This is a genomic window from Enterobacter cloacae complex sp. CARB60 (genome assembly GCF_036487345.1).
Classification (GTDB): Bacteria; Pseudomonadota; Gammaproteobacteria; order Enterobacterales; family Enterobacteriaceae; genus Enterobacter; species Enterobacter asburiae_D.
Genome location: NZ_JAZKLC010000002.1, coordinates 2,118,440 through 2,143,793, shown reverse-complemented (window position 1 = coordinate 2,143,793; position 25,354 = coordinate 2,118,440). Strand labels below are relative to the sequence as shown.

Genomic DNA, 25,354 nt, shown 5'->3' with positions numbered 1-25,354 from the left:
TTCCTGTAGCTAAAACTTAATGCTATTTTTAAACGCCAGTTTTAATAAAACGACGCTGGTCCGATATATCCTGTATCGTCATGCCTGGTGGTGGGAAGTACATAAAAACATCAAAAAAAGCAAAATTTGTTTTTTTATCGGTTTCGGGCCCATCCGAGAAGCGGGCGCGAAAAGCCATGTCCATTAATTAAAGACAATATATCGTATCTTCACAAATAAATATGGCGGGAAACCCCGCCATTATGCTGTTTATTTATTGTCACTCGCGACGCGAATCACGACTTTGCCGAAGTTCCGCCCTTCAAGCAGGCCAATCAGCGCCTCGGGCGCGTTCTCCAGCCCGTCCGTTACCTGTTCACGATAGTGAATTTTGCCTTCCTGCACCCAGCGTCCCATCGCTTCCTGGAACTCCTTAATGCGGTGCCCGTAGTCCTGGCCGATGATAAAGCCCTGCATACGAATGCGTTTCTTCAGAATGGTCGCCATCAGGAGCGGCAGGCGATCCGGCCCCTCGGGCAGGCCCGTCGCATTGTAGCCGCTCACCAGACCGCACACCGGCACGCGCGCGGAGGTATTCAGTAACGGCAGCACGGCGTCAAACACTTTCCCGCCGACGTTTTCATAATAGACATCAATCCCGTTCGGGCAGGCGCGCTTCAGCTGTTCGGCAAAATCGGCCGCGTGATGATCCAGACACAGGTCAAATCCGAGAACCTCAACGGCATGGCGGCATTTTTCAGCGCCACCGGCGACGCCGACCACCCGGCACCCTTTGATTTTGCCGATCTGCCCGACGGTCGCGCCAACCGGGCCCGTCGCCGCGGCGACCACCAGCGTTTCACCCGCTTTTGGTTGCCCGATATCCAGCAATCCCATATAGGCGGTAAAGCCCGGCATGCCCAGAATACCCAGCGCCCAGGAAGGATGGGACGGATTTTCGCCCAGCTTCACCAGGCCGCTGCCGTCTGAGAGTTCATACTCCTGCCAGCCGCTGTAGCCCAGCACCCACTCTCCGGCTTTGAAGTCGGGATGATTTGACTGTTCAACGCGGCTGACCGTTCCCCCCACCATCACCGCACCCAGCTCAACCGGCGGTGAATAGGATGGCGCATCGCTCATGCGCCCCCGCATGTAAGGGTCCAGCGACAGCCAGACGGTACGCAGCAAAAGCTGCCCCTCAGCGGGTGCGGGAACAGGCTGCGTTTCGAGACGAAAATTTTCCGCGACCGGCGCACCCTGCGGGCGAGAGGCCAGTACCCAGCGGCGATTTTGCGAAACAGATTGATTCATCGGGATCTCCTTCTGGTACAAGTGTCATTACAGCCTGGCTCACGATCGGCGTTATCGCATTAGCATTACGAGGCAGACTGGTTAAGCCGTACGACCAGATAAATACAGGGTTCATTCGTTTCGTTGATGAACCGGCAGTCATTTGGCGGCCCCAGCTCGAGACAGTCTCCGGCGTGCATCTCGTGGCGGGTATCGCCCTCCTGAAACACCAGCTCGCCGGACTGGAGCCAGATAAGCTGACGTGCCAGCGCGTAAGAAGATGCAGGCATCGGAACATCGCTGCCCGCAGGCAGTTCAACCTGAACAAGGTCGATGGGCAGATCGGTACGGGGAGAAACGTGGCGGCGGAGGTAGTGCGTCTGCGGGTCTCGCCAGACGGGCTGGTTTGCAAGGCGCAGCAGCTTGCCTTCCTGCATTTCGGCCCGGGCAATGAGCGTTGACATGCTGATGCCAAACGCGCCGGACAGGCGGGCAAGCAAGGTGGCCGTCGGGCTGCTGTCTCCGCGTTCTATCTTGTGGATCATCGCGCGCGAAACCCCTGCCCGGTCGGCAAGCTCGCTCAGGGACCATCCGCGAGACTCGCGTTCAAGGCGAATTCTTGCGCTAATCCGTTGATTCATCGTGTCTGTTATGGTGTTCATGACGTCATACTATAGTGTATGAACGGCATTTCAATGGGCTTTTGATAACAAAAAAATATGGCTTATGCCGTAGCGATCGGGCAATGCCATTGTGTAATATCGTAGGAATAACGTAATACTATAGTGAACAACACACAGAGGGTTAATCATGATCGTTCGTCACGCCTGCAAAGAAGACTGCGCTGCGATAGGAGAGATCTACAACCACGCGGTGCTGCATACTGCCGCGATCTGGAACGATAAAACCGTCGATACCGATAACCGGATCGCGTGGTTTGAGGCGCGCACGCTCGCGGGTTACCCGGTTCTGGTGACTGAAGAAGACGGTGCGATCACCGGTTACGCCTCTTTCGGCGACTGGCGCGCCTTCGACGGTTTTCGCCATACGGTTGAGCATTCGGTTTATGTCCACCCGGATCATCAGGGCAAAGGTATTGGCCGCACGCTGATGAAAGCGTTGATAATCGAAGCTCGTCAGATCGGCAAACATGTCATGGTGGCGGGAATTGAGGCGCAAAACCACGCCTCGATTCATCTCCATGAAACGCTCGGTTTTGTGACAACGGGGCAGATGCCGCAGGTGGGGACCAAGTTTGGCCGCTGGCTGGACTTAACCTTTATGCAGCTTCAGCTCGACGAGCGCAGCGATCCGGACGCCATCCCATGAATCAGTCACTGACGCTGGCGTTTCTGGTGGCGGCGGGGATCGGTCTGGTGGTGCAAAACACCTTAATGGTACGTATCACCCAGTCCTCCTCCACCATTCTTATCGCGATGCTGCTGAACTCTCTGGTCGGCATTGTGCTGTTTGTCAGTATTCTGCTGCTGAAACAGGGCGTCGCCGGGTTTAGCGAACTGGCCGCAACCGTACGCTGGTGGACGCTCATTCCGGGGCTGCTGGGGTCGTTTTTCGTTTTTGCCAGCATCAGCGGGTATCAGAACGTTGGCGCGGCGACGACCATCGCCGTGCTGGTGGCAAGCCAGCTCATCGGTGGGCTGGTAATGGACGTGCTGAAAAGCCATGGCGTTCCGCTGCGCGCCCTGATTGGCCCGGCGTGCGGCGCGGTGATGCTGGTCGTCGGGGCCTGGCTGGTGGCGCGACGCCAGTTTTGATCGTTACAGTATGGTGCCGCCTTTGGTCAGCTGTTCCTGACGCGCATCCATCTCTTCCTTATGCTGCTTGCCGTGGTGTGAAATCGCGGTACGCAGCCGCTGCTGCTGGGTGTAACGATCTTCACGGCTAAGCTCAGCATCATCGCTCAGTTCAATCAGCAGTTCATTCATGTGGGTGATGACGCTCTCTTCGAGGGCGGCATCGACACGGGTGGTAACTTCGCTTAAATGTGACATTGTCACTCCTTGTTATGTGCCCGGTGGCGCTACGCTTACCGGGCCTACGGGTTCCAAATGTAGGCCGGGTAAGGCGTAGCCGCCACCCGGCGATAAAACTCTTAGTTCAGCTTCGCTTTGGAGAAATCGCTGCCCATCAGGCTCACGCTATATCCGGTCACGTTGCTGCGGGTTGCATAGAACGTTTTCCCGTTTGCCAGTGCGATCCACGGCGCCTGCTGGTAGAAAATTTCCTGCGCCTGGCCGTAGAGCTTCGCACGCTCGGCCGGGCTGCTGGTCAGCTTCGCTTTTTGTACCAGACCATCATAACCCTTATCGCACCAGCGCGCGGCGTTGGATCCGGTTTTAATGCTGTTGCAGCCCAGCAGCACGTCGGCAAAGTTGTCCGGGTCGCCGTTATCGGACATCCAGCCAAACAGCGCGGAGTCATGTTCGCCTTTACGCATTCCGGAGAGATATTCCCCCCACTCGTAAGAGACGATTTTGGCCTTCACGCCGACTTTCGCCCAGTCGCTCTGGATCATCTCTGCGATACGACGCGAGTTCGGGTTATACGGACGCTGAACCGGCATTGACCACAGCGTGACTTCCGCCCCCTTCTCCAGCCCGGCCTGCTTCAGCAGCGCTTTCGCTTTTTCAGGATCGTAGCTGTAGTCCTTCAAATCTTTATTAAAGCCCAGCATATTTGGCGGGATCGGCGATTTTGCCACCGTGCCGGAACCCATAAAGACCGCATTAACAATAGCCTTCTTGTCGGTCGCGTAGTTAAGCGCCTGACGCACCAGCACGTTATCAAACGGTTTTTTCTCGGTATTAAACGCCAGATAGCCGACGTTCAGGGCATCGACGGAGTGCAGCGTCAGGTCTTTATTGTTCTTGATCGCGTCAAACTGGACCGGGGACGGCGCAGGAACGATCTGGCACTCGTTGGTCTGCAGCTTCGCCAGACGGGTTTCCACATTTGGCGTGATGGAGAAGATAAGATGCTTCGTTGGCACCTCGCCGTCCCAGTAGTTCGGGTTAGCAACATAGCGGATCAGCGAATCCACCTTGTACTGCTGCAGGACATAAGGCCCGGTACCAATCGGCCAGGTGTCTACGTTTTCAGGCGTGCCTTTTTTCAGCATCGCGTCGGCGTATTCGGCGGAGAGAATGGAGGCAAAATCCATCCCCCAGTCGGCCAGAAACGCGGCGTTGGGCTCGCTGAGGGTGAACTGAACGTGATAATCGTCGACCTTTTTAACGTCCTGGATCAGCTTATCGAGACCCACATCGTTGAAGTATTCGTAGTTGCCCTGCGACACATTATGGTACGGATGTTTAGGGTCTTTCTGACGCATAACCGAGAAAATAACGTCATCGGCGTTAAAGTCGCGCGTCGGTTTGAAGTATTTGTTGCTGTTGAACTTCACCCCTTTGCGCAGGGCAAAGGTATAGGTCTTGCCGTCCGGTGAGATCGTCCAGGACTCTGCCAGCGACGGAACCGGGGTGTTTTTCACCGGGTCGAAATTGATCAGGCGGTTGTACAGCACCTGAGAGCTGGCCACAAATGACGGGCCAGAGCTGGCAATTTGCGGGTTGAACGACTCGGGGGAGGCTTCAGAACAGTAAATAAGGGTGTCGCTGTTTGCCGCCCATGCGGCACCGGCTGGTAGAAGAGCGCTCAGCGCAAGGGCGAGCAGTGTTTTCCCTGTAGACATGGTTATAACCCTGACAGTTTTATTATATAAGACAGTAATAACAGCACAGCCGTTATGACCTGGCAAATAACGAAACACTATCAGGTTATTCTAAAGCCGCGTTTTTTGCTGTTTTAACCGCCAGCGCCCAAAATCGTGATTTGCCTTAAGGGCCATTATTCGTCAAGCACAACCGTCACTTTCTATGCCGCAAGAAATCGGCCCTTTTAGCGTCTCTTCCCCCGTTTGGTTGCTTCCTCGTTTCGTTAAAGTAACGGTGTGAAGAAGTATATGGGATCAAATCGTGGCAAAAACTCTTTTACGCAGCGGTAACCTGGATGATTTTCAGGCCGTTGGCGGCGGCGGACAAGCCGTTTTTGAATCAGCGTTACAAATCCGGGAAGCGCTCCGGTTGCGCAAACAACAGGCCATCGTCGACTGTCTGGCTATTCCTCAGGTCAACGACAGCGGCGACCGCGTGGACTGGTATTCTCCCGTTGAAGGGAGCGTAACCAGCTGGAAAGCGGCCGATGAAGATGACCGTTATCGCGCCCTGCGCTATCTGGAAAACACGCTGGCCAGCGTCGAGTCGTTAAGCAAGAAATGCCTCCAGTCTCCCAAAACCGCGCAGCAGCTTTTTGGTTCTCTGCTGTCGAAGGCGTTTCAGTTCCCGGCTGAAAACTTCCTCTTCCTGGTGGACGGAAAGCCGGTCATCAGCTTCTGGGGGTTTGTAAACCTGAACGAGAATGCGCGCGACGATGTCCTCGACTGCCTGCGTGAATCGCTGATCCCTGAGCCCGCCCCCGTTGTGATCGAGGATCCTGAGCCCGAGCCAGAAACGGTGATGACCTTCGAGCACGCTGACGAGCCGCTGATCGCCCCTTCCACGGTGGTGCGCATTACGCCGGAAGATCTGTATGAGCCCGAGCCAGCCCCGGCCGTGGCGCAGCCCGTTCAGGAACCGGCACCGCCGATCGTCGAGAAAAAGCGCCGCGTTCCCCTGTGGACGCTGCCGGTTGCCGCCGTGATTGTTGCCGCCATCGCCGCGCCGCTGCTGTGGCCAAAACAGACGCCTTCCGCTGAGCCCGCCCCGGCGCCCGCACCTGTGCCCGTGGAGATTGCGCCAAAGCCGATCAAAGCGGTTGAGCCGCTGGCAATGAAATTACCGCTGCATCAGGCAGAGGTCCTGGCAAGTAAAGAAAAAGAGCCTGCTCCCGTTCCTGCGCCACAGCCCGCCCCGGTGGTGATTGTCGCCATTCCGAAAGATGCCATGGTGATGGAAGCGAATCAGGTGAAAGCGGGATCGACGCGTTTCCTGAACGGCACCTGGCGTGCGGTTCTCGACGTGAAAGATCCGGTAACCGGCAAGCCGCCGTCAATGCGCTATCAGATTCAGAACAATAAAGGGTTCGCCCGGGTTGTCCATGGCGACAGCGTTGTCTGCCGCGCGGAGGTCTTCTCCGGGCTGCACAGCAACGGCGAGCTGATGATTAAAAGTCGCGGTACTGCCCGCTGCACCGACGGTTCCCGCTACCCGATGCCGGAGATTGCCTGTAAAGCAGGCGCCAGCGATATCGCAGAATGTCGCGCCCGTTATGATGCCAATACCGTCGTCCCACTGACGTTCAAGAAAGCAGGTGCCTGATCCTATGCTGGTTAATCTTTGCGACTATAAACAAAGCGTCACGCTTATTGCCAACAGCGGCGTGCAGTTCCTTGATTTCGGGCTGACGCCGCAGGACACCGCCAGCAACGGGCGCTTCGTACGTAAAACCGCGAACGGCCCGCTTTTGCGACTCGATTTCGACCTGGTCAACGGGCGCTATACCGTGCCGGGAACGAACGGCGGGCAGCCTGAAGTGGTCAAACCGGAAACAACCATCCCGCTGCATCAATCTCTGACGGTGCTGGACGGCGTCTGGCTTCCGGTTCCGTTCCTGCGCTTCAACCCGCCGCGAACCTTTGTTGAGGGGCCGGATAACTGGGCCCGCGTTCAGGTGCGCAGGCTGGATACACCCGATACGGCAGGCAATACGCACCGCGTCACCCTCGCCCTTGACAGCCAGATAGCTGAACACGCCACGTCCGCCCTGTCCCCGGTTGAAAACGATATTCTGAACGGGACCCGTTTCGCGCTGGCCTGGCGAGACAATGAGGTCGAAAGTTTCCTCGACCAGACCTGGATTGACGGCTGGCTGCGCGAGGCGTTTACCCAGTATGCCGACGGCGTTGAAAATCGTTCAGAACGCGATCTCCAGCAGGCAATGCGCGGTTTTGAATATCAGGCCCACTGGCTCAACCTGATGACCATGCTCGGTGAACAGCTCACCGTGCCGGAAGTAAAATTTGTTACCCACACGCTCAGCACGCCTGCCATTCCGGTCGACCTGATCCTCGACGTGGGCAATACCCACACCTGCGGCGTCATTATTGAAGACCACGGTGATGCGAACGATGGGCTGCGCCAGACCGCCGAGCTGCAGGTACGCTCGTTAAGCGAGCCGCAGTTCCTGAACGAACCGCTGTTCACCAGCCGTCTCGAGTTTTCGGAAGCGCGTTTTGGCAAGCAGCACTTCTCGGTTGAAAGCGGTCGCGAAGATGCCTTTGTCTGGCCGTCGATTGTTCGCGTCGGCGATGAAGCCCGCAAGCTGGCGATGCAGCGACTGGGAACGGAAGGCAACAGCGGCATCTCCAGCCCGCGCCGCTACCTGTGGGATGAAACGCCGGTCGTGCAGGACTGGCGCTTTAGCCAGATGAACAGCAAAACCCAGCGTGAACCGCTCGCCACCGCGTTTCCGCTGATGAACCTGATGAACGATGACGGAGAGCCGCTCTTCACGCTGCCGCAGGACGAGCGGCTGCCGGTCTTCTCGCCGCAGTACAGCCGCAGCACCCTGATGACACACATGCTGTGCGAGCTGCTGGCTCAGGCCCTGGGGCAAATCAACAGCGTCGCCACGCGCCTGCGTCTCGGCTTCCCGGCGTCGCCGCGCCAGCTGCGCACCCTGATCCTGACTCTGCCCTCGGCCATGCCAAAGCAGGAGCGCGAGATTTTCCGTCGCCGCATGTTTGAAGCCATCGCCATCGTCTGGAAAGCGATGGGATGGCACCCGCAGGATGAGGATTTTGTCACCCGCAAACAGCAGGATAAAAGCGTGGTGCCGGTTCCTGAAATCCAGATGGAGTGGGATGAAGCCAGCTGTGGTCAACTGGTCTGGCTGTATAACGAAGCGATCTCCCGCTTTGGCGGTCAGACAGAAGCCTTCTTCGCCTCCCTGGCCCGTCCGGACCGTGAGCCTGAGCCGGGTAGCCAGCCGGGTCGCGCATTACGCGTTGCCTCCATCGACATCGGCGGCGGCACAACGGATATGGCGATCACCCATTATCAGCTGGATGACGGTTCGGGCAATAACGTCAAGATCACCCCGCAGCTGCTGTTCCGCGAAGGCTTTAAAGTGGCGGGCGACGATACGCTTCTGGACGTGATCCAGCGCTACGTGCTGCCTGCCCTGCAAACGCAGCTGCAGAAATCCGGTATCGCGGACGCCTCGCTGCTGATGGCGTCGCTGTTCGGCGACTCCGGGCGCATTGATACCCAGGCCGTACTTCGCCAGCAAACGGCGCTTCAGCTCTTTATGCCAATTGGCCATGCCATTCTTGCCGCGTGGGAATCGAGCGACGTTGACGATCCGCTGGCCGGTCTGCACGCCACCTTTGGCGATCTCCTGCCGCAGAAACCGACTCGTAACGTAATGAATTACCTGCAGCAGGCGATCGATCATGCCCTGCCTGCGGGTTCCGACGCGTTTGACCTGTTCGCCGTGCCGCTGCACGTGAATTTCCGCGAAATGCAGGATGCGATGCTGGCCGGGCAGTTTACGCTGGCCTCACCGCTGCACGCGGTGTGCGAGGCGATATCCCATTACAGCTGCGATATTCTGCTGATCACCGGTCGCCCCGGCTGCCTGCCGGGCGTTCAGGCGCTCATTCGCCATCTGCAGCCGGTGCCGGTCAACCGCATCGTCTGGCTGGATAAATACCAGGTGCACGAGTGGTATCCGTTCAGCCAGCAGGGGCGCATTGGCAACCCGAAATCGACGGCCGCGGTGGGAGCCATGCTCTGCAGCCTGGCGCTCGACCTGCGCCTGCCGCGCTTCAACTTTAAGGCCGCGGACATTGGCGCGTATTCAACCGTGCGGTATCTCGGGGTGCTGGACAACACCGTCAACACCCTGCGCGAGGAAAACGTCTGGTATCAGGATATCGATCTCGATAAGCCCGGCGCGAAGCTCGACGCTCGTCTGCACTTCCCGCTGCGCGGCAACGTCACCCTCGGCTTCCGCCAGCTGGCGAACGCGCGCTGGCCCGCCACGCCGCTCTACACGCTCAGCATTAACTCGGCCGAACTGGCGAAAGCCATTGCCGGTGACGGCGTGCTGAACGTGCGCCTCAAACTCTGCGGCGGCAGCAAGCAGGAAGGCCCGGAGGCCTTCGAGCTGAGCGATGCCTGGCTGCAGGACGGCACGCCGGTTGCGCCTGACGCATTAACCTTCAAACTGAATACCTTGGCCGATCGCCGACACAGCGGTAGCCACTACTGGATCGACAGCGGGAGCGTATACCTGAAATGACAGCGACGACGACCACCACTCAGGCCTTAATCGGGTGGATTAATGAGACGCGCCTGAACGCCCCTGTGCTGGATAACGATGCTGACGCCCTGCTTGCTCGCATCAACGCGGCGCAGGCGCGGGAGCAGGCCATTGAACGCGCCATGACCCGCCAGAGCAGCATTGGGCTTTACGGCCATTCGCAAAGCGCGAAGGCACATCTGCTGTTGTCTCTGTGCGGCAGCGGCAATGGGCGCCTGAACGTGACGCCGGGCCAGCGCACCTTTGACTATTTTTCGCATATCAATCCGGGACATGCCCTGACCAACATGGCCGTCCGCTTCACCCGGGAAACCCCGGAGGTGGCCGATGAGGCGTTCCCGCTGCGCCTGCGTCTGGTCACCGAGGCCGAGCTGGTACAGCTATTTATTGCCCGCACGACGCTGCATCCTCAGATGCGCGCGGTGGATAAGGCGGTCATTGAGACACGTCTGGAGAAATGGCGCGGGCTGCGCCAGCCGCAGGGCGTGCCCGGCATCACGGCTCAGGAAGTGGGTGCGATTGCCCGCTTCTGGCAAACCGCCGTACCCGCCGCGAAACAGCAAATTGATGATGCCCTCTGGCATGAATTTGCCCAGCTGGTGCCATCGCTCGATCTCAGCACGCGGGCCAGCGTCTGGTCGCTGCTGTGGGGCGAGCAGCAGGAGTTGACCCAGCAGTGGTTAAAACTGGCCCATGTGCTGCATCAAACCAGCCATGCCAGCGAGCTTGCTGCCCCGCTTAGCCTGCTGGTGGACAGCTTCGGGCTGCCGGGTGAAGGGTTCCTGACGCATGACGGCACGTTAGACCTGCAGGACGCGCAGGAGACGCTGCTTCATCCGCTGAATAGCGGTGAAATGCTTAACGCCATCAGTATCCCCGTCGATGTGCTAGCCTTCCTGACCCGCGAGCTGGTGCTGCCGGTTGAGAACGGCGCGCTGGATAACGTCGACATTATTGATATTCCGATTTTTGAAGATAACCGTGCCGACCCGCTGCGCCAGGCGAAATCCCAGTGGCTGCTCGAGCATTACCGTCAACAGCTTCAGCCTGATGTGCTGGTGATTTGTAATGCGACGGCGCAGCACGAACAGACGGCAAAAAAAGCAAAAGTGTTGATGAACTGGGTGAAGGAGACGCAGCCTGCTGAAGAATCTGCCCTTCCGGGTCTGGTGTGGGCGATTACCCCCCATGACGCCCGCTTTACCACCCGGCAGAATCTCGATGAAGCCGTACAGCATCTGCTCGGAAAGCCGGGTTTACGCTGGGGCACGCTGCAGGCGCTGGACAGCCACAGCATGCAGCGCGTCGTTGAGTGGCTGTCTCAGGCCACGCTGCCCGCGCAGCGACAGAAGCGTCTCAGCACGCTGAAAGGCCTGCTGAGACAGGAGCTCTCATCGCTGATGCAAAGCTATCTGGCGCCGCTGGTTGAGGAACCGGGGACAAGACGTGCTCAGGCCGAAAGCATGGTGCGCACGCTGCAAAACAGCGCCGCCCGCCACGGTGAGCTGCTTGAAGGCCTGCTGCCGCCGCTGAAAGCCTTTGAAACGCTGCTCGCCATTCAGCAGCCTCGCGAGGAGCAGGTGAACGGGCTGTTTACGGACACCATTGACCTGTTTGCCGAGAATGCGCAGGAAAGCAACGGCCTGTTCCAGACAAAAGACAAAGCGCGACTGGCGCACAGAGTATGGATAAATCATCTGCGCCAGTGGAGCCGCAATGAGGCCGCGGCCGCCCGTCTTGGGCTGGAACCTGCGGTGTTACAGCAAATCGCGGATGTACTGGTGGTCACCAGCTACCGGCTCGATCTGCCTCAGCAGCTTCAGCGTATTGTCGAAGCGGATAAAAGTAGCGCTGCGCAACTGCATGCCGTGATGGGCAATTTCATTGGCTGGCTGGGTTACGATCAGACGCCCGTGGCGGTCCGTCCGGCAAGCCGCATCCGCAAGGGTCAGGCAATCTTCGTCACGCCGGTGGTCAGCAGCGCCGAGCCCCGCCTGACGCGTCTGGGAGAACAGCCCGTGCATGCGGCCACCGCGTACGTTTACGACTGGCTGGTCGCCCTCTATAGCCGCGCGATAGAGAACATTGATTACCAGCACCCGCAGGATGTTCAGCCTGACGCGCGTCAGGCCTTGCACGCATTATTACGCTAAACGCTGATTAACAATGTAGCCGCATTTCTTGCCGGGTGGCGCTGCCGCTTACCCGGCCTACACTCTTCATCGTTGTAGGCCCGTGCAAGCGTAGCGCCGCCGGGCGAAACTTTTGCGCTCATCACTCCGCCATACACCCGGCTAACGTCTGCGCCAGCGCAGACGGGTTTTCCCACGACATTGAATGTCCCGCCGCAGGGATGATTTTTACCTCAACGCCCTTTTGCTTCAGATTGTCCACATCGTCATCCGGCAGAGACAGCTCGCCGAAAATCAACGTTACCGGGCAAGGGAGTGACAGGAACTGTGCTTCCCATTCGGGCTCAACGCCCGCCACCAGGCTCGATGCTCCCCGCCAGACGGCGTACGGCGCATTGCTCTGCAGACATCCCGCCCACGCCGTTTTTTCCGCGCTGAGCATGGCGTCATAGCCCTGGCTCAGGAACTGTTGCTCGGTTTGCGCTGCAATAGACCGGCTAAACATCCCTCCACCCGCATGAAAATTGGGTTCTGACACCATCAGTCCCTTCACGCGCGAAGCCAGCAGCCCCGCCGTTTCGATAGCGATGCTGCCGCCCATGCTGTGGCCGTATAACCAGAAGGCATCCAGCTTAAGGTGGTCAATCAGTTCCGCCACAACGTGCGCCTGGTCGGTGGTTTTATAACTGTAGTGCTCAGGCTTGTCGCTGTAGCCGCTGCCGGGCAAATCAATGAGAATCGCTCTGCGCGCGCCAAACAGCGGATCACAAACGACACGGGGATATTCATAGGAAGCGGCGCAGCCCAGTCCGTGAATGAACACCACGGGATCGCCTGCGCCGGGCAAGTCATGCCAGCGCACGGTGCAGCCGGCCTGCTGCGAGTAAAAACTGTTCATAAGCACTCCTTTTACGACACACTGTGTATTTATACAGTCATCATATCTGGAATGCCATATTCATCTTTTAAAAATGGAAGCGTGCTTCAGAAAAGCGAGATCAGCAGCGCAACGGGAAAGCTCATTGGCCAGGTTGACCCCACCAGAAAAGCGCTGAGCAGGCGGATACGTTTGCGGTCTTTAGAGAGGAACCAGGTAATTAATGCGCAGATGGAAGCCATGATTGCGTAAAAAACCAACATCTTTTGATACAACGTCATTCTGTATACCAGAGCCGAAAAAATAACCGCACGCAATATGCGTCATATGTTGATACAGATCAAGTTTTTTCGTTACAGAATAACCACTTAAATATTAAGGCTAATAACAACTGAGTATTCTGCGTAACAAACTGGGAGAGCGGACAATAACCTTTATTAATAACATGCATATTAAATGCACTTTTTGATAAATTATGTATTACGAAAAGGCGTCTAATAAAGGCAGACATTCATGGGAGGCAATATGCTACGCATTCCGCCGAGTTGTATTCATACCCGTTCCACACCTTTCTGGAATAAAGACACTGCCCCTGCTGGGATCTTTCAGCGTCATCTCGACACGGGTACCCGTCCGGGCGTTTATCCTCGCCTGACCGTGATGCAGGGTGCCGTGCGTTACTTAGGCTATGCCGATGAATTGACTCCCGAGCCTGACAGCACATTGATCATCAAGGCCGGACACTTCGGCGTTTTTCCGCCTGAGAAATGGCATCACATCGAAGTGATGTCCGATGACGCGCTGTTCAACGTCGACTTTTTCGTCGAACCCGATGTACTGAGGTCGCTTTAAGCGGCTTTTACTTACGAGGAAACCATTATGCTACGTATTCCTGAGAATTTTGTTCATACCCGCTCCACGCCATTCTGGAACAAAGACACGGCGCCAAAAGCCCTTTTCACCCATCATAATACGAAAGCCAGCGTCTACGGCCGTTTGTCCGTGATGGAGGGCGCCGTGCGCTATTTTGGCTTCCCGGATGCAGACGCGACAGAACCGGATCTGGAGCTGGTGATCGAGGCCGGATCGTTTGGCATCTCACCGCCGGAAAAATGGCACCGCATTGAGTTATTGACTGACGATACGTATTTCAATATCGACTTTTTTGCCGATCCTGACGTTACGCTTCAGGGCGCAGGTATCGGAAAAGTGGTTAATACACATAAGGAGTAACGGCGTGGGTAAAGCAACGTACACCGTGACCGTAACCAACAACAGCAACGGCGTCTCGGTGGATTATGAAACAGACGCCCCAATGGAGTTGCTCATACCGGACGTCGCCGCAGACGTGGTGAAAGATTTGGTGAATACCGTCCGCGCTTACGACACGGAAAATGAACACGAGGTGTGTGGCTGGTAAGAAAACGCCCGGCGAAGCTGGCCGCCGGGCAGGATTTTTAGTGTTTGATCATGACATGCCGGACAACCGTATAATCCTCAAGCCCGTAGACCGACATATCTTTGCCGTAGCCGGATAATTTCATGCCGCCGTGCGGCATTTCGCTCACCAGCATAAAATGGGTATTCACCCAGGTGCAGCCATACTGCAGGCGCGCGCTCAGACGATGGGCGCGGCCCACGTCTTTGGTCCAGACCGATGACGCCAGTCCATACTGCGAATCGTTCGCCCAGGCCAGCACCTGCGCCTCATCGTCAAACTCGGTAACGCTCACCACGGGGCCAAACACCTCTCGCTGAACGATGGCGTCGTCCTGTTTTGCCCCCGCCAGCAGGGTTGGCTGGAAGTAGTAGCCTGCCCCCTCTTTTTTGCTCCCGCCCGTGACGACGCGGATATGGCCGAGCGCTTTCGCGTCATCGACGGCTTGACAGACGCGTGAAAGATGGGCGGCCGAGCTGAGCGGTCCCAGTTCGGTTGAGGCATCCTCCGGCGCACCCATTATAAGGCTGGCGACCGCTGCGCCCAGCTTTTCCACCAGCGCGGCATAAACGCCCTTCTGGGCATAAATCCGGCAGGCCGCCGTGCAGTCCTGTCCGGCATTGTAGAAACCAAACGTCCGCACCCCTTCGACAACCGCATCCAGGTCGGCATCATCAAAGACGATAACCGGCGCTTTACCGCCCAGCTCCATGTGGGTGCGTTTAATGGAGGACGCCGTATGGCCGATGATATGTTCCCCGGTGGCAATCGAACCGGTCAGGGAAACCATGCGGACCTTTTCATGCCCGGTCAGCGGATCGCCGACCGTTTTGCCCCGTCCGAACAGGACGTTCAGAACGCCTGCCGGGAAGATATCTTTTGCCAGCTCTCCCAGCTTCAGCGCGGTCAGCGGCGTGATCTCTGAGGGCTTAATCACCACGCAGTTCCCTGCCGCCAGCGCGGGCGCCAGTTTCCAGGCTGCCATCATCAGCGGGTAGTTCCAGGGAGCAATAGAGGCAACCACGCCCACCGGATCGCGGCGGATCATCGACGTGTGGCCGTCAAGGTACTCGCCCGCGGCCAGCCCGTTAAGACAGCGGGTGGCCCCGGCGAAGAAACGGAAAACGTCGACCACCGCCGGAATTTCATCGCCCAGAGCACAGTGCAGCGGCTTGCCGCAGTTGAGGGATTCGAGCCGGGCAAAGTCCTCCCCATGCGCTTCAATCGCATCCGCCAGCTTCAGCAGGCACTCGGCACGGGTTTTCGGCGTGGTGTGTCCCCACTCCACAAAAGCACGGTCGGCCGCCTGAACCGCCGCGTCGACCTGAGCCGCTGACGCCTCAGCAATTTCCAGCAGGAGCTCTCCAGTGGCCGGGTTATAGACCGGCTGTTTTTCTCCCTCTCCGGTTACCAGTTTTCCCTCTATCAGCAGTTGTGTTTGCATAGCATTTTCCTGTTGAATTCACTGTTATTTCCCGCTGCCGGCGATGTTCTCGCCGTCGCGGGTTAGCCACCAGGCTCCCAGAATGGGGATGGTTGTCACCAGCATCACCAGCAGTGCTACGACGTTGGTGACCGGCACGTCGCGCGGACGGCCGAGCTGATTGAGCAACCACAGCGGTAACGTGCGCTCGTGTCCCGCCGTAAATGTTGTGACGATTATCTCGTCAAACGACAGGGCAAACGCCAGCATACCCCCGGCCAGCAGCGCGGACCCCAGGTTGGGCAGCACCACATAGCGGAAGGTTTGCCATCCGTCGGCCCCGAGATCCATCGACGCTTCCACCAGGCTCCAGGAGGTGCGTCTGAACCGGGCAATCACGTTGTTAAACACCACCACCACGCAAAAGGTGGCGTGTCCGACCACGATGGTGAAAAAGCCCGGCTCAAGGTTGATGGTTTTGAATGCGGTCAGCAGCGCCAGGCCGGTAATGATCCCCGGTAACGCAATCGGTAACAGCAGCAACAGTGAGATCGCATTCTTGCCAAAAAACTCGCTTCGCCACAGCGCCGCTGCAGCAAGCGTGCCAAGCACGAGGGCAATTGCGGTGGATAGCGACGCAATCTGAAGTGACAACGTCACGGATTCAATAATATCGCCGCGCCCCGCCGCCACGCTAAACCACTTCAGGGTGAGCCCCTGCGGCGGAAAGCTGAAGGCCGCGTCTTCGGTGTTAAAGGCATAGGTTGCGATAATCAGCAGCGGGAAGTGTAGGAAGATGACGCCTCCCCAGGCCGCCACTTTCAGGAACAGCGGTGCGCGTTCAGAGTGCATCGAATGCTCCCAGACGCTTCACGAACGCCAGATAGAGTGAAATCAGCACGATGGGCACCAGCGTGAACGCGGCGGCCATGGGCATATTGCCAATGGCACCCTGCTGGGAGTAGACCATGTTACCGATAAAGTACCCCGGCGGCCCCACCAGCTGCGGAACGATGAAATCCCCCAGCGTCAGGGAAAAGGTGAATATTGAGCCTGCCGCAATACCCGGGATCGCCAGCGGCAGAACGACATAGCGAAAGGTCTGGCGAGGACGCGCGCCGAGGTCGGCTGAGGCCTGCAGTAGCGAGGCAGGCAGGCGTTCCAGCGCCGCCTGGACCGGCAGGATCATAAACGGCAGCCAGATGTAGACGAAGACCAGAAACCGCCCCAGCCCTGATGTGGACAAGGTGTTGCCGCCAATCGCCGGGAGCGTAAGAAGCGAGGTCAGGATCGGCTCCAGCCCCATGTGGCTGAGAAACCACTGCGCCACCCCGTCCTTCGCCAGCAGCAGCGTCCAGGCGTAGGCTTTGACGATGTAGCTCGCCCACATTGGCAGCATCACAGCAATATAGAAAAAGGCTTTCCACTTGCCGTGGGTGTATCGCGCCATGTACCACGCCATCGGGAAGGCCAGGATGGCGCTGGCAATCGTCACCGCAATCGCCATCGTTAACGTGCGCAGGATGATATCGTAGTTGGCCGGGTTGAAAAGCGCCTGAATGTTCGCCAGGGTCAGATCCGGCGTGACGGCCATGGTGAAATCGTCAAAGGTGTAGAACCCTTGCCACAGCAGGGTCAGAAGCGATCCTAAATAGACGATGCCAAACCACATCAGCGGCGCGAGCAGAAGCAGGAACAGGCCGAGCGACGGTTTACGCCAGAACAGCGCCGTCATGCGGCTTAAGCAGCCGCGCGAGGCGGGAGGATGCGCAACGCTCATATCCATTTCACCTCTCCTCGTGCAGGCGAATCATCGCCTCGCGTGACCACGACGCCGTGACGGCCTGCCCCGGCGCAATGCCGCTCAGCGGCGAGGCTTCGCTGAGATTGGCCTGGCTCACCAGCAGCCTGGCACCGTCGGCGAGCTTCAGCTCCAGCCGCGTGGCCGCCCCCTGATACTGAACGGCCTGCACGACGCCCTGAACCTGAACGTCACCGCCCTCATCAAGGCGAATATGTTCCGGACGCAGGGAATAGCTGCCTTCCATGCCGCATATTTTCTGCGCAAGACCCGCATCGAAGACGTTAGAGGTGCCGACAAAACCGGCGACAAACGGCGTGCGCGGACGCATGTAGAGATCGCGAGGGGTATCCACCTGCTCGATGCGCCCGTTATTGAACACCGCCACCCTGTCTGACATGGAGAGAGCTTCACCCTGATCGTGGGTGACGAAAATAAAGGTGATGCCGAGTTCCTGCTGAAGTTTCTTCAGCTCGAACTGCATCTGTTCGCGCAGTTTGAGATCGAGCGCGCCCAGAGGTTCGTCCAGCAGCAGGACGCGCGGCTCATTGACCAGCGCCCGGGCGATGGCGACGCGCTGGCGCTGGCCGCCGGAAAGTTGCGACGGTTTGCGGGCAACGGCAAAGCTCAGGCCCACTTTTTCCAGGGCATCACGGGCCTGCGCATGGCGTTTTTTCTTGTCGATGCCTTTGACCATCAGCCCGTAGGCGACATTGTCGAGGATCGACATATGCGGGAACAGCGCGTAGTCCTGGAACACGGTGTTCACGTCCCGCTCCCAGGGAGGCAGTTCGCTCGCCTCTTTGCCGAAGATAGAAATCGTGCCGCCTGACAGCTGCTCAAAGCCGGCAATCAGACGCAGGCAGGTGGTTTTGCCGGAGCCCGAAGGCCCCAGCATGGAGAAAAACTCTCCGTCACGAATGGCAATGGTGACCCCATCCACCGCCCGTACGTCGCCGTACAGACGGGAAACATTGTTAAACTCTACCGCGTACGTCATGTTCTGCTCCCGGGCAATTAACGACCGCCCATGATGGCGATGTAATCCTGCGTCCAGCGGCTGTAAGGGACAAATTTTCCGCCTTCTGCGATGGGGGTTTTCCAGAACTTGATTTTGTCGAACTCGTTATAACCGTGTGTTTCGCAGCCTTTATCACCCAGCAGCGTGCTGGCCTTACACCCTTCTGCAACCACGGGCAGGGAGCCAAACCATGCCGCCAGATCGCCCTGCACTTTCGGCGTCAGCGACCAGTTCATCCATTTGTAGGCGCACATCGGGTGTTTTGCCTGCGCGTGCAGCATGGTGGTGTCCGCCCAGCCGGTTACCCCCTCTTTCGGGAAGACGGTGGCAACGGGCTGGTTCTCGGCCTTCAGCGCATTCGCCTGATACGGCCAGGCGCTGGAGGCCACGACGCCTTCATTTTTAAAGTCGCTCATCTGGACGGTGGTGTCATGCCAGTAGCGGTGGATCAGCGCATGCTGGTCGCGAAGCACCTTGAGCACGGCGGCATACTGTTTTTCGGTGAGCTGGTACGGGTCTTTGATACCCAGCTGCGGCTGCGTGGCTTTGACGAACAGCGCGGCATCGGCGATATAAATCGGGCCGTCGTACGCCTGCACGCGTCCCTGGTTGGTTTTACCGTCCGGAAGATCCTGTTTGGTAAAGACCACGCTCCAGCTGTCCGGCGGCGTTGGGAAGGTTTTGGTGTTGTACATCAGCAGGTTTGGCCCCCACTGATACGGCGTGCCGTAGACTTTACCGCCGACGTTAAACCATTCCCCTTTCACAATCCGCGCGTCGAGGGTTTTCCAGTTAGGGATGAGGTCGGGGTTAATGGGCTGAACGCGTTTCCCCATAATCAGGCGCAGGGAGGCATCACCCGAGGCGGTAACCAGGTCATATCCCCCTTTCGCCATCAGGCTGACCATTTCATCCGACGTGGCCGCCGTTTTGACATTGACCGCACACCCTGTCTCTTTTTCAAACTGGGTAACCCAGTCATAATTTTTATCCGTCTGTCCGCGTTCGATGTATCCCGGCCAGGCGATAATATCCAGCCGACCTTCCCCGTCGCCAATAGCCTTTGGTGGTTCTGCGGCTTGCGCTGTCATGATAGTCATGCCGAGCGCGCACAGGCTGCTGCGGGCAAAAATTTTGCTCATAAGAGTTACTCCTGTCGCAATGAAATTTAGCGGCAGCCGTGCCGTAAAAATATCTCCCTTATTAAACGTAGACCGCGCAAATGCGCCGCACCGTACGGCTTCAGGAAATTTCATCAAGGTGTGACCGAGGGCGCATTCCCCGTTAACTGGATTATAGACAAGGAGTTAGCCGCGAGAGACGGTATGCAGATTTCCTATGACAAGGCACCGCGGAATATTCGCCGTGCCGTCATCAGGATAAGAATTGATTATTTAAATAAGGTCGAAAAAATTATTCCAGCATCGCGCTAATTAATTTTCCTAACTGAATGACCGCCTGCTCTTCTCGCTCTCCCCAGGCCCAGGACGTATTAAACCGGAAGAACGGAGTCCATGCGTCAGAGGTAGAAAACATCTTTCCGGGGGCAATGCTGATGTGGTGCGTTAAGGCTTTTTCGCTCAGCAGCCCTGCATCGAGCTGCGCCGGAAGCTCCAGCCATAAAAAGTAGCCGCTGTCGTTATGGTGGATTTTGACGCCGGCAGGCATATGACGCAGAAGAGACTGCCAGGCCTGCTGCTTTCGCTCGGCGAGCGTCCGCCGCAGGCGGCGCAGATGGGCGTCGTAGCGTTTGGTCGCCAGGTAATCCACCAGCGCCAGCTGCACGGGAGAGCTGGTTGAGAGCGTGCTCATCAGCTGCAGCTGCTGAATGCGTCGCGCGTGTTTTCCTGCCGCGACCCAGCCGATGCGAAAACCGGCCACCAGACATTTTGAGAAGGACGAGCAGTGCAGCGTCATGTCCTGACGATCCCATGCTTTCGCCGGGAGCGGCTTTTCGCGGCCAAAATAGAGCTCGCTGTAGACATCGTCTTCAATCAGGGGAACATTGTGCTGCGTTAACAGCGCCACAAGCTGCGCTTTTTTCTCCGCGCTCAGCGTGAAGCCAAGCGGGTTCTGGCTGTTGGTCATGATCCAGCAGGCTTTAACCGGATACTCATTCAGCGCCTGTTCAAGGGCATTCAGGTCAATCCCCTCGCGGACATCCGTCGCAATCGACAACGCTTTGAGCTTCAGGCGTTCCAGCGCCTGCAGCGCGCCGTAGAAACACGGGTTTTCGACTATCACCCAGTCACCCGGCTCGGTCACCGCCTGCAGGCTGAGATTGAGCGCTTCAAGCGCGCCTGCCGTGATCACGATCTCTTCCGGGGAGATGTTCATTCCCTGCTGCGCGTAGCGACGGGCAATGGCGTGGCGAAGATCGACGTTACCCGGCGGCAGGTTCTCAATCACGCTCATCGCCGTCGCGGTTTTGCTGACGTTCGCCAGCGAACGGTTGAGCTGCTGAAGCGGGAAAAGTCGGGGATCGGGAAACGCGGAGGCAAAAGGAACAACGGACGGGTCGCGGCTGGCCTGTAAGACGTCGAAGATGTAGGTGTTAATATCCACCACTTCGTCACGCATCACCTGGGCAGGTGGAGCAGGCTGTTGTGCGGTCGGGCGCGAGGCAACGTAATAGCCCGACTGCGGTCTGGCGACAATGCGCCCCTGACTTTCCAGCATCTGATACGCGTGGCCAACGGTCATAAAACTCATACCGCTGCTCGCCACCTGCTCTCGCAGCGAGGGCAGTTTATCGCCCGGCAGCCATACGCCAAGCTCAATCTGCGAGATAATTTGTTGCGCCAGACGCTGGTATTTTTTCATCAGATTCTCCTTGTAACCGACAGTGTATATCAGCAGGAGAAAAAGAGAAGATTTAGCTTACTGTTATAGTTTGCGAAATAAATTACTTACGGTACTCGGTAACGTGGCTTTGCGCCTGACGCGCAGCGGCCAGGTGATCGAGCGTAATCATCGACGATTTGCAAAAAATGCATTTCGCGCCGAGTGGGTTTTTCTCAGACATGTCAAAGACTGAGGTACGGTACTGCGAGCCATGACAGCATGGGCAGCGAAAATGGATATAAGAAGTCATAGGATTCTCCTGAAACGTAAAACGTAAATTACTAATGGGCCGATTGGGCAATAATGGTTTTAAACAAAACGAATCGGAAAGTAGATAAAGACCCAAGAGAGGCTGCGGAGAGGCACAACGTGATGAGAACTGCTTTATAAAACTACGTCAGATATTTATTTGGACTCAAAACCAGAAGACCATTAACGCACGGCGCAGACGACAAGGCAAGCGGTTTTATGCGTAAAAATCATAAAAACACTGTTTTTATTCCTCAGCGCGAAGTATATCAGATGGCTAAAGCATGAGTTTTATGCCAACTGTTATGGTTAAAAATCACTTTTCTGCGTCTGATAGTCGGAACTTAGCCCCTATACCATAACAGCACACCGTTTGACATTGAGGCTGTGCATGTTTGGTTTAGATGCTTTTCACCTTGCGCGGATACAGTTTGCCTTTACCGTATCCTTTCACATTATTTTCCCGGCCATCACCATTGGTCTCGCAAGCTATCTTGCCGTACTCGAAGGGCTGTGGCTGAAAACAAAAAATCCGGTCTGGCGCTCGCTTTACCATTTCTGGTCGAAGATTTTTGCCGTCAACTTTGGCATGGGCGTGGTCTCCGGGCTGGTGATGGCCTACCAGTTTGGCACCAACTGGAGCGGATTTTCACAGTTTGCAGGCAGCATTACCGGCCCGCTGCTGACCTATGAAGTGCTCACCGCCTTCTTCCTCGAAGCCGGGTTCCTCGGCGTGATGCTGTTCGGCTGGAACAAGGTCGGGCCGGGTCTGCACTTCTTCGCCACCTGTATGGTAGCGCTGGGCACCATTATCTCAACGTTCTGGATCCTCTCGTCGAACAGCTGGATGCAGACCCCGCAGGGCTTTGAGATCGTCAACGGTCAGGTCGTGCCCGTGGACTGGTTCGCCGTGGTGTTTAACCCCTCCTTCCCTTACCGCCTGCTGCATATGTCGATAGCCGCATTCCTGAGCAGCGCCCTGTTTGTGGGCGCATCGGCGGCATGGCATCTGCTGCGCGGCAATAATACCCCCGCCATCCGCGCGATGTTTTCGATGGCGCTGTGGATGACGCTGATTGTCGCCCCCATCCAGGCCATGGTTGGCGATATGCACGGGCTGAACACCTTAAAGCACCAGCCTGCGAAAATTGCCGCCATTGAAGGCCACTGGGAAAATCCGCCGGGCGAGCCTACCCCGCTGCTGCTGTTTGGCTGGCCGGATATGGAACAGGAGCGCACCCGCTTTGGGCTTGAGATCCCGGCGCTGGGGAGCCTTATCCTGACGCACAGCCTGGATAAACAGGTTCCGGCCCTCAAGGAGTTTCCGAAGGAAGACCGTCCGAATTCCACCATCGTCTTCTGGTCATTCCGCATTATGGCGGGCCTGGGCATGCTGATGCTGCTGCTCGGGGTGACGGCACTCTGGCTGCGCTACAAAAAACGCGTGTATTCGTCGCGCCCTTTCCTGTGGTTTGCGCTGCTGATGGGGCCAACCGGGCTGATTGCCATCCTGGCCGGGTGGATCACTACCGAAGTGGGCCGCCAGCCGTGGGTGGTCTACGGACTCCAGCGAACGAAGGATGCGGTGTCTGCCCACGGTGACCTGCACATGAGCGTGAGCCTGCTGGCCTTCTTCATCGTCTATACCTCGGTATTCGGCGTGGGTTACAGCTATATGGTGCGCCTCATCCGAAAAGGCCCGCAGCCGCATGAATCATTCGCCACCGAGTCCGACGGACGTCCGGCGCGCCCGCTTTCTGCCGTTACAACTGAACATAAGGAGCAGCCATAATGGGTATCGATCTTTCCATTATCTGGTTTGTGATCATCGTCTTTGCCACGCTGATGTATATCGTGATGGACGGTTTTGATCTGGGGATTGGCATTCTGTTCCCGGCAACGCAGAACGCCGACGATCGCGATGTGATGGTCAACAGCGTCGCGCCGGTCTGGGACGGAAATGAAACCTGGCTGGTGCTTGGCGGTGCCGCCCTGTTCGGCGCGTTTCCGCTGGCCTATGCGGTGATCGTTGATGCTCTCACCATTCCGCTGACGTTAATGCTGATCGGACTTATTTTCCGCGGGGTGGCATTTGAGTTTCGCTTTAAAGCCACGCCGACCCACCGCCCCTTCTGGGATAAGGCGTTTATTGGCGGCTCAATTCTGGCAACGTTTACCCAGGGCGTGACGGTAGGCGCCGTCATTAACGGCTTTACCGTCACCGGTCGGGCCTATACCGGCGGCCCCTTTGACTGGTTTACCGCGTTTAACCTGTTTTGCGGCGCGGGGCTGGTGGTGGCTTATGCGCTGCTAGGCTCTACCTGGCTGGTGATGAAAAGCGAAAACGCGCTGCAGCAGCGGATGCGTGAGGTTTCGAAAAGGCTGTCACTTGTGCTGCTAGCGTTTATTGCGGCGATCAGCCTCTGGACGCCGCTGGCGCAACCGGCCATCGCTGCGCGCTGGTTTACCCTGCCGAATCTGTTTTATCTGCTGCCTGTCCCTGTCCTGGTGGTGATTTTTAGCCTGTACCAGTGGCGCTGCCTGAATAATCCCGACAGCCATAGCCGTCCGTTTATCCTGACGCTGGGGCTGATATTCCTGGGCTTTAGCGGGCTTGGGATCAGCATCTGGCCGCATATCATTCCGCCGTCGATCACCCTGTGGCAGGCCGCCGCACCGACGCAAAGCCAGGGCTTTATGCTGGTGGGCGCGCTGTTGATCATTCCCGTTATTCTGGTCTACACCTTCTGGAGCTACTACGTGTTTCGCGGCAAAGTTCAGCATGGGGAGGGTTATCACTGATGCAACAACCGGTCTGGAAAAGATTACTGTGGCTGGCCATTATCTGGGGCGGCAGCGTACTGGCGCTGGCTGCTGTCAGCATGCTCTTCCGTATGCTGATGACGGCGGCTGGGTTTAAATCGCATTAACGCCATTCCGGGCAACCGTTGCGTTGCCCGGTACTTCCCCCCGCACTTTCAGATAAACCCCATTAACGCACGGCAGAGTATCGTTACACTGGAAAAAGATTCACGGTATTTATAGTTTGAGAAGAAAAATGAAAAAGCTCATTGCGTTAAGTGTTATTAGTCTTGTCCTTACCGGATGCGTTAATCCGGGTAAAGCCTCCGTACAGCCGGAGCAACTTAAAAACCACCGCTTTGTGCTGGAAAATGTAAACGGTAAGGCCGTGAAGACCGCAACAACGCAACCTGAGATCGGTTTTAGCGCGCTGCCAGATATCAGCCTGATTAATAACATCAGCGTTTCCGGCCAGATGTGTAACCGCTTCAACGGACAGGGGAAATTGTCCGAAGGCGAGCTTAAGGTTAAAACGCTGGCCATGACGCGCAAGCTTTGTACTGAACCGCAGCTGAATGAGCTGGATCAGGCCATCGGCGACATGCTGCGCAAAGGGGCGCAGGTCGACCTGACTGAGGACCAGTTAACGCTGGCGACAGCCGATAAAACGCTGATGTTTAAGCGTGTAGAATAATCAGTAGTTACCGCAGCTTCCAACGGCAAGCGACTGTTCACTACAGCGTTTGCCGTTTGGCAAGGCGCACATCCCAATAGCAGAACCATCAAGCTGGCGGGCGACAGACAGCGAACCGCCAATCATTGCGCAGTTGGCCTGACCAGAACTGGACATCGCCGCTTTCATTCCCGGCGCCACGTGGGCTGCCGTTGCCTGCTGGACTGGCTCACTGCTACATGCCGACAACAATAATGCGGCACACCCTACCAAAAATGCTGAGCGCATGCTCTCTCCCCCATGAATAATGCGAAACCTATGCATAATAGGCATCACATCCCGTGTCGTCGAGAGCGGAAGTGCGTATTTATGCGCTCCAGAAACAATTTCTCGCAATTTTTTCGCCAAAAGTTTGATCTACTCATTGATGGTGAGAATACCAAGGACACAAAAGCGAAAATCGTAAAATCCCGCCTTTGCTA

The 25,354-nt window shown here is 57.2% G+C and carries 26 protein-coding genes; 12 read left to right on the top strand and 14 right to left on the bottom strand.

All coding sequences use genetic code 11. The features are described 5' to 3' along the window. Nucleotides 1-249: 249 nt before the first annotated feature. Together V4835_RS11230 and V4835_RS11225 are read right to left on the bottom strand one after the other, a co-directional pair. Nucleotides 250-1,290, bottom strand: coding sequence for an NADP-dependent oxidoreductase (locus V4835_RS11230; RefSeq protein ID WP_331412189.1), 1,041 nt, complete (start codon nucleotides 1,288-1,290; stop codon nucleotides 250-252). 65 nt (nucleotides 1,291-1,355) lie between these two features. Further along, a complete protein-coding gene (locus V4835_RS11225; protein ID WP_063142657.1) occupies nucleotides 1,356-1,931 on the bottom strand; it encodes a helix-turn-helix domain-containing protein in 576 nt (191 codons plus the stop codon). A gap of 148 nt (nucleotides 1,932-2,079) precedes the next feature. Here V4835_RS11225 and V4835_RS11220 point away from each other — a divergent pair, with 148 nt between their 5' ends. Together V4835_RS11220 and V4835_RS11215 are read left to right on the top strand one after the other, a co-directional pair. Then, complete coding sequence (locus tag V4835_RS11220) at nucleotides 2,080-2,598, top strand: GNAT family N-acetyltransferase (protein ID WP_063142656.1); 519 nt, start codon at nucleotides 2,080-2,082, stop codon at nucleotides 2,596-2,598. Beyond that, on the top strand, nucleotides 2,595-3,044 hold the full coding sequence (locus V4835_RS11215; RefSeq protein WP_331412188.1) for a DMT family transporter: 450 nt from the start codon (nucleotides 2,595-2,597) through the stop codon (nucleotides 3,042-3,044). The genes V4835_RS11220 and V4835_RS11215 overlap by 4 nt, the downstream gene beginning before the upstream one ends. A gap of 3 nt (nucleotides 3,045-3,047) precedes the next feature. On the opposite strand, the gene V4835_RS11210 is transcribed toward V4835_RS11215, so the two are convergent. Continuing rightward, nucleotides 3,048-3,281 (bottom strand): YdcY family protein, encoded by a 234-nt coding sequence (locus V4835_RS11210; protein WP_331412187.1) that lies wholly within the window; start codon nucleotides 3,279-3,281, stop codon nucleotides 3,048-3,050. A gap of 101 nt (nucleotides 3,282-3,382) precedes the next feature. Next, nucleotides 3,383-4,981 carry an ABC transporter substrate-binding protein gene (locus V4835_RS11205; RefSeq protein WP_331412186.1) on the bottom strand — a complete coding sequence of 533 codons (1,599 nt, stop codon included), beginning with the start codon at nucleotides 4,979-4,981 and terminating at the stop codon, nucleotides 3,383-3,385. 283 nt (nucleotides 4,982-5,264) lie between these two features. Between V4835_RS11205 and V4835_RS11200 the strand changes: the two genes are divergently transcribed. The 3 genes from V4835_RS11200 to V4835_RS11190 are packed head-to-tail and all read left to right on the top strand — an operon-like array spanning nucleotide 5,265 to nucleotide 11,765. Beyond that, entirely contained in the window at nucleotides 5,265-6,605 is a 1,341-nt protein-coding gene (locus V4835_RS11200; RefSeq protein WP_331412185.1) for an SrfA family protein, read from the top strand. A 4-nt stretch (nucleotides 6,606-6,609) separates the two neighbouring features. Continuing rightward, the gene (locus V4835_RS11195) at nucleotides 6,610-9,591 is read left to right on the top strand and encodes a virulence factor SrfB (protein ID WP_331412184.1); all 2,982 of its coding nucleotides are present in this window, start codon (nucleotides 6,610-6,612) and stop codon (nucleotides 9,589-9,591) included. After that, nucleotides 9,588-11,765 carry a virulence factor SrfC family protein gene (locus tag V4835_RS11190; RefSeq protein WP_331412183.1) on the top strand — a complete coding sequence of 726 codons (2,178 nt, stop codon included), beginning with the start codon at nucleotides 9,588-9,590 and terminating at the stop codon, nucleotides 11,763-11,765. The genes V4835_RS11195 and V4835_RS11190 overlap by 4 nt, the downstream gene beginning before the upstream one ends. 121 nt (nucleotides 11,766-11,886) lie before the next feature. Here V4835_RS11190 and V4835_RS11185 read toward each other — a convergent pair whose 3' ends face one another. Beyond that, nucleotides 11,887-12,642: an alpha/beta fold hydrolase gene (locus V4835_RS11185; RefSeq protein ID WP_331412182.1), complete on the bottom strand. Its 756-nt coding sequence runs from the start codon at nucleotides 12,640-12,642 to the stop codon at nucleotides 11,887-11,889. An 86-nt stretch (nucleotides 12,643-12,728) separates the two neighbouring features. Continuing rightward, complete coding sequence (locus V4835_RS11180) at nucleotides 12,729-12,902, bottom strand: GhoT/OrtT family toxin (RefSeq protein ID WP_003856960.1); 174 nt, start codon at nucleotides 12,900-12,902, stop codon at nucleotides 12,729-12,731. A 244-nt stretch (nucleotides 12,903-13,146) separates the two neighbouring features. On the opposite strand from V4835_RS11180, the gene V4835_RS11175 reads away from it, so the two are divergent. The 3 genes from V4835_RS11175 to V4835_RS11165 are packed head-to-tail and all read left to right on the top strand — an operon-like array spanning nucleotide 13,147 to nucleotide 14,041. Next, nucleotides 13,147-13,473, top strand: coding sequence for a DUF1971 domain-containing protein (locus V4835_RS11175; protein ID WP_331412181.1), 327 nt, complete (start codon nucleotides 13,147-13,149; stop codon nucleotides 13,471-13,473). 27 nt (nucleotides 13,474-13,500) lie between these two features. Further along, the gene (locus V4835_RS11170) at nucleotides 13,501-13,854 is read left to right on the top strand and encodes a DUF1971 domain-containing protein (RefSeq protein WP_331412180.1); all 354 of its coding nucleotides are present in this window, start codon (nucleotides 13,501-13,503) and stop codon (nucleotides 13,852-13,854) included. A 4-nt stretch (nucleotides 13,855-13,858) separates the two neighbouring features. Then, nucleotides 13,859-14,041, top strand: coding sequence for a DUF1869 domain-containing protein (locus tag V4835_RS11165; protein ID WP_047348342.1), 183 nt, complete (start codon nucleotides 13,859-13,861; stop codon nucleotides 14,039-14,041). A gap of 37 nt (nucleotides 14,042-14,078) precedes the next feature. On the opposite strand, the gene patD is transcribed toward V4835_RS11165, so the two are convergent. The 7 genes from patD to ymcF form a co-directional block, all read right to left on the bottom strand. Further along, on the bottom strand, nucleotides 14,079-15,503 hold the full coding sequence (gene patD / locus V4835_RS11160) for an aminobutyraldehyde dehydrogenase (protein ID WP_331412179.1): 1,425 nt from the start codon (nucleotides 15,501-15,503) through the stop codon (nucleotides 14,079-14,081). Between the two features lie 24 nt (nucleotides 15,504-15,527). Continuing rightward, nucleotides 15,528-16,334 (bottom strand): ABC transporter permease, encoded by an 807-nt coding sequence (locus V4835_RS11155; protein WP_331412178.1) that lies wholly within the window; start codon nucleotides 16,332-16,334, stop codon nucleotides 15,528-15,530. Then, complete coding sequence (locus V4835_RS11150) at nucleotides 16,324-17,262, bottom strand: ABC transporter permease (protein WP_414973509.1); 939 nt, start codon at nucleotides 17,260-17,262, stop codon at nucleotides 16,324-16,326. Before V4835_RS11150 ends, V4835_RS11155 begins: the two co-directional genes overlap by 11 nt. A gap of 7 nt (nucleotides 17,263-17,269) precedes the next feature. Beyond that, entirely contained in the window at nucleotides 17,270-18,283 is a 1,014-nt protein-coding gene (locus V4835_RS11145; protein ID WP_331412177.1) for an ABC transporter ATP-binding protein, read from the bottom strand. 17 nt (nucleotides 18,284-18,300) lie between these two features. After that, a complete protein-coding gene (gene ydcS / locus V4835_RS11140; RefSeq protein ID WP_331412176.1) occupies nucleotides 18,301-19,446 on the bottom strand; it encodes a putative ABC transporter substrate-binding protein YdcS in 1,146 nt (381 codons plus the stop codon). A 271-nt stretch (nucleotides 19,447-19,717) separates the two neighbouring features. Next, nucleotides 19,718-21,127 carry an aminotransferase-like domain-containing protein gene (locus V4835_RS11135; protein WP_063142643.1) on the bottom strand — a complete coding sequence of 470 codons (1,410 nt, stop codon included), beginning with the start codon at nucleotides 21,125-21,127 and terminating at the stop codon, nucleotides 19,718-19,720. Between the two features lie 82 nt (nucleotides 21,128-21,209). Beyond that, nucleotides 21,210-21,398, bottom strand: coding sequence for a cold shock small protein YmcF (ymcF, locus tag V4835_RS11130; RefSeq protein ID WP_023335881.1), 189 nt, complete (start codon nucleotides 21,396-21,398; stop codon nucleotides 21,210-21,212). 390 nt (nucleotides 21,399-21,788) lie between these two features. On the opposite strand from ymcF, the gene V4835_RS11125 reads away from it, so the two are divergent. The 4 genes from V4835_RS11125 (at nucleotide 21,789) to hslJ (ending at nucleotide 24,893) form a co-directional block, all read left to right on the top strand. Next, nucleotides 21,789-23,189 carry a cytochrome ubiquinol oxidase subunit I gene (locus tag V4835_RS11125; protein ID WP_331412175.1) on the top strand — a complete coding sequence of 467 codons (1,401 nt, stop codon included), beginning with the start codon at nucleotides 21,789-21,791 and terminating at the stop codon, nucleotides 23,187-23,189. Beyond that, nucleotides 23,189-24,199, top strand: a complete 1,011-nt coding sequence (cydB, locus tag V4835_RS11120) for a cytochrome d ubiquinol oxidase subunit II (protein WP_331412174.1) — start codon at nucleotides 23,189-23,191, stop codon at nucleotides 24,197-24,199. The genes V4835_RS11125 and cydB overlap by 1 nt, the downstream gene beginning before the upstream one ends. Further along, complete coding sequence (locus V4835_RS11115) at nucleotides 24,199-24,327, top strand: DUF2474 domain-containing protein (protein ID WP_008501283.1); 129 nt, start codon at nucleotides 24,199-24,201, stop codon at nucleotides 24,325-24,327. Before cydB ends, V4835_RS11115 begins: the two co-directional genes overlap by 1 nt. 128 nt (nucleotides 24,328-24,455) lie before the next feature. Next, nucleotides 24,456-24,893 carry a heat shock protein HslJ gene (gene hslJ / locus V4835_RS11110; protein WP_331412173.1) on the top strand — a complete coding sequence of 146 codons (438 nt, stop codon included), beginning with the start codon at nucleotides 24,456-24,458 and terminating at the stop codon, nucleotides 24,891-24,893. On the opposite strand, the gene V4835_RS11105 is transcribed toward hslJ, so the two are convergent. Beyond that, nucleotides 24,894-25,160 (bottom strand): putative hemolysin, encoded by a 267-nt coding sequence (locus tag V4835_RS11105; RefSeq protein ID WP_032658293.1) that lies wholly within the window; start codon nucleotides 25,158-25,160, stop codon nucleotides 24,894-24,896. Nucleotides 25,161-25,354: the final 194 nt, after the last annotated feature.